This window comes from Bacillota bacterium (assembly GCA_033549065.1).
GTDB lineage: Bacteria > Bacillota > Dethiobacteria > DTU022 > DTU022 > JAWSUE01.
Genome location: JAWSUE010000030.1, coordinates 1 through 4,200, shown reverse-complemented (window position 1 = coordinate 4,200; position 4,200 = coordinate 1). Strand labels below are relative to the sequence as shown.

Annotated in this window: 2 protein-coding genes; both read right to left on the bottom strand. The window is 44.8% G+C overall.

Going from position 1 to position 4,200, the window contains the following annotated elements:
• Nucleotides 1–209 precede the first annotated feature (209 nt).
• A complete protein-coding gene (locus SCJ97_11495; GenBank protein ID MDW7740654.1) occupies nucleotides 210–2,360 on the bottom strand; it encodes a S8 family serine peptidase in 2,151 nt (716 codons plus the stop codon).
• Nucleotides 2,361–2,427: 67 nt separating this feature from the next.
• Nucleotides 2,428–4,200, bottom strand: a 1,773-nt coding sequence (locus tag SCJ97_11490; GenBank protein MDW7740653.1) for a matrixin family metalloprotease, incomplete at its 5' end; no start/stop codon positions are given.

Genomic DNA, 4,200 nt, shown 5'->3' with positions numbered 1-4,200 from the left:
TATTGAAGATTTAAGCAAGCTCCTTATTAACCATTGTCGCAGAATTAGTGCCGACCTGGGAAGTACATGATACAGTTAAATCATCGTGCGATTGTCAGGAAGAATGTGATCCACTTCCAAAAATAATCTGTATAGTCATAAGAGGCAAAATAAGGCTATACAGGGGTGAGAAGGTGGCAATAGAAGTAAACCTTTACCAATAGAATAATTTAATTCATCACATCATACATAACAAAAGAGGAATTTGCAGGGTATCTATTAGAGCATTTATGAAATAAACCCTCAACAGGGGTGGAATAAGTTAGCGAGTCACCTCGTAAATATACCCAGTAACCGTCGAGAGGATACATTTCCTCGCCGGTATCATATCCGCTGATTAATAGATTTACCAATGGTATATTCCAATGCAGATAGAAACCTTCCCCTTTGCGGGAATTAAAGAGGTTCGGTGCAAACAATTGAGTCAGAGTATTTTCACCGTCGAAACGAACATTGGCCAACAAGGCTGAATAATCGGCCTGCATACCGGTGCCGATCAAATTCCATCCCCCGTTAAGTATTTTTTCGGCGAAGGTCATCTCCGGATTTTCTGCCAACCATTTTAAACGTACTTCAGTAAATCCATTTGTTTTGATAAATAATGACTGGACAGGATTGTTTAATTCCGCTTTTAAATCTCCACTGCTTACCCATACTCCATTATCAAAGGCAAGCCAGGCATCTATATTCCTTTCCCAAAATCCAATTTTATCAGCCCACTGCGGCAGGGATAGGAGATTCCAGCCCTCTGCCAGGGTCAGGGTAAAATCCCACTCAACATCTTCAATCGTAATTAAAATATTGCCTGAATCATTATCCGGATTATCATCGCTAAAATTATGCCCGGCAGTTATTGAAAATATTCCGGGTAATTTACCGGCAGTATCCCAGAGAAAATATAAATCCACGAATTCTCCCACCGCCAGATCGATTTCTATATTGCGACTCTCAATTACCGATTGTTCGTAGTCTTCTATCAATATCAAACCAATGTCTCCTGTAATCGCCTGATTTCCGTAATTCTCCAACCTAACGGTTACCTCTACTATTTCTCCCTCGATAACCTCAGCCCTGGCGCTAACTTCAGTTATAGCAAGATCGGAAAACGGAGGCTCAGGTATAGCCGCTATTGCCAGATCAGCCCGGACCAGGCCGTAACCCTGGTGGTTGGCCGGAAGTCCAAGATCTTCGGCAGTTTCCCTGAGAATAGATCGTATTTCAACATTAGTCAGATGAGGATTAAAAGCCCATATCAAGGCTGCTACACCTGCTACATGGGGTGATGCCATTGAAGTTCCGCTGGCCGTTGCATACAAATCGCCGGGATAAGTACTTAAAATTGCGTTACCCGGAGCAATCAGCTCAACTGCAGGTCCGGTGCTGGATGTTGATGATCTTGTATCATTAATAGTCGATGATGCCACGGCAACAACCGTTTCATGCCTGGCCGGATAGGAGACATTGTCCCCTCCACCGCCGACATTCCCGGCATTACCGGCTGAAGATATTAAAAGGTGACCGGCATTATAAGCAGCATTGCAGGCATCGCGTAAGGTTGTCGAACTACTGGATGAACCAAGGCTCATGTTGATTACCGGTATCTCATTTAAAACCGCCCATTCGATGCCGGCAGCAACAGCACTAGTTGCCCCGATTCCGCTGTCATCGAGCACCTTTACCGCATATAATCCAACCAGTGGAACAACTCCAACAACACCATAGTCATTATCCAATGCTGCGATTGTACCTGCTACATGAGTTCCGTGCCCGTGAACGTCAGCGCCCCAGTGTGTGCTGTCAACAGTTGTTACTCCACCCAATAGATTTGGCAAATCAACATGATTTTCATCAATACCGGTATCAAGAACAGCAACAGCAATCCCCTCACCTTTTGAAAAATCCCAGGTAGCAAAGGGATATTCCTCGGGGCCGAAAACCCTGTTTATCCCCCAGGGGATAGTCTGGGTTGAAGACGAAGCAGATAATTCCGTTGCATAAACCAATTCGTCAGGTTCGATATACCTGACAACCGGATTGCGGGCTAAAACTTCTACTGCCTGCGGTTTCAGGCGTGCCGCAATAACATTAATTATCTTAAATTCCCGGTATATATCCCCACCTGCAGCTTCAATCATCTGTCGAAACCTTCCTGGAGGTTCAAAAAAACCGATCAGGACATCAACTTTATCATCACTGCCGGATGACGTTAACTCGTCCTCGGTCGGTTCAGCATTTGCAACGAAAGAACAGAAAACTATATTCAATAATAAAATTACAATCCCAGCCAAAATAAAGAATCTTGTATGCAATGTATTTTTCATATTGGAATTTCCCTTAGCAAGGTTACCTAATTATATCATGATGTTAAGGGAAATTGCAGAAGGTTAATTAAGGAATTATACCATCAATTGGGGTTGTATAGGTTCGTGATTCGCCGCGCAGATAAACCCAGTATCCGTCGAAAGGATACATCTCTTCTCTGTAAGACGAGCTGTCAGTCACAAGACTGATCAAGGTGTTAGTCCAGGGCAGGTGAAATTCTATCGTTTTTCTGCTGTTATATATATTCGGGGCATGGATCTGACTTATCCCTCCTGTACCATTAAAACTTACATCGGCCAGTAAGGCTGAATAATCAGCCTGGATCCCCGATCCGATAATATTCCAACCGGGTTTCAACTCGTATGATGCGAAGCTAACCTGTGGTGTAAGTTCAGCCCAGATCACCCTTATTTCAAGCGGATGGAATGCTTTGATGAAAACCGCCCTTGCTGGGTTATTGAGCGCTGCGATCAATTGATCCCGGTTACCGCTCTCCCATGCCCCTGCCCCATAGGTCAGCCAGAGTTCAACATCATCCTTATTGAAGTCAATCACTTCCGCAAAACGTGGCAGCGACAGCATTGACCAGCCTGTTCCGAGTGTCAGTGAAAAATCATATCCCAGATAAAAATCATACATTTCCGGATCGACAATATCATTTCGGTATAAGTATACCTGGTTGCCCACATGGTCTTCTGCATAAATCCATTCCAGGAGCCAGCGGCCTTCTTCATCACCGGATTCTATATATAAACTTTCCGAAACTGTAACTTCCAGATGACCTGGTGTATCGCTTTCCCAGGTCATCTCTTTAAATGCTTTTCCTGATGGCGAACTGAAACGTACCTGAACAACTGCAACCCCCGAAAAATCTTCAACAGCATCGACTGAGATTTCCAGACTCTCTCCTTCAGCCACAATCACGGGCGCTACCACCAGACTTTCCAGGTCAACTTCAGGTGGCAGATTGTCGATTATAAAAGAACGCCAAACCGAAGGGTTCCCCAAACCTCCGGCATTTCCGGCTGTTACCTGCCAGCGGTACCCGGCACTTTCATCTGCCGGAAAATTAACTGCATAGGCTGTAACATCACCAACATCTTCATCGAAAATTATCGTGCTGTCGCTAACCCGTTCAACCCTCAAATTGTAGTAGCTTGCTTCTTCTGCTGCTTCCCATTCAAACAACACCGAATCACCACTTAAAATTACCCCTTCTGCCGGGGAAATAAGTATAACTTCCCCTGGTTCAGGTATTGATATGCTAATGGTAAGAGGAGTTGAATAATCGGATGTTTCTAAAGTATCCGAGCAGCGGGCTTCAGCTTCAAGTGTATAGCTGCCTTCCTCGGAAAATGAAAGTGTAAGGGTACTGCTGGAGCTCCAACTGCTTGAAGTCCATGTTGAATCGCCCTGTTCTTTCCATCTTAAACGGTACTGTACCGGCTGCCCGCAGCTGCAGACCGATCCACCGGTTAAATAGCTGTATTCAATGCCGACCGTCCCTTCTGCTGGGCCATCCGGCTGAGTGGGAATAGAAACAGTGCAGGGTGCAGAGCCATAAATATATAAAACACCGGCGATATCATCTGTATGTAGTGAACGGCGAATGCCCTGATACATGTAATACATTACCGCAGCCTGGTTATCTGAATGCCCAAGGTTTAACCAGTGTCCGAATTCATGAAGCGCCACAGTTTCAAGATCAATATAGCCCGAGGGAGTTGGCACAGCTGTACTCCAGCTGCGTGAGGAATTAAAAACAATATCTGCTTCGATAATATCGGTTTGATATTGGTAATGCCAGTATGTCGCTTTACCCAGCGTGTTGTAACTTTC

Bases quoted from the DNA above. Each gene is read 5' to 3' on its own strand.
- SCJ97_11495 (MDW7740654.1), bottom strand. From the start codon at position 2,360: ATGAAAAATACATTGCATACAAGATTCTTTATTTTGGCTGGGATTGTA.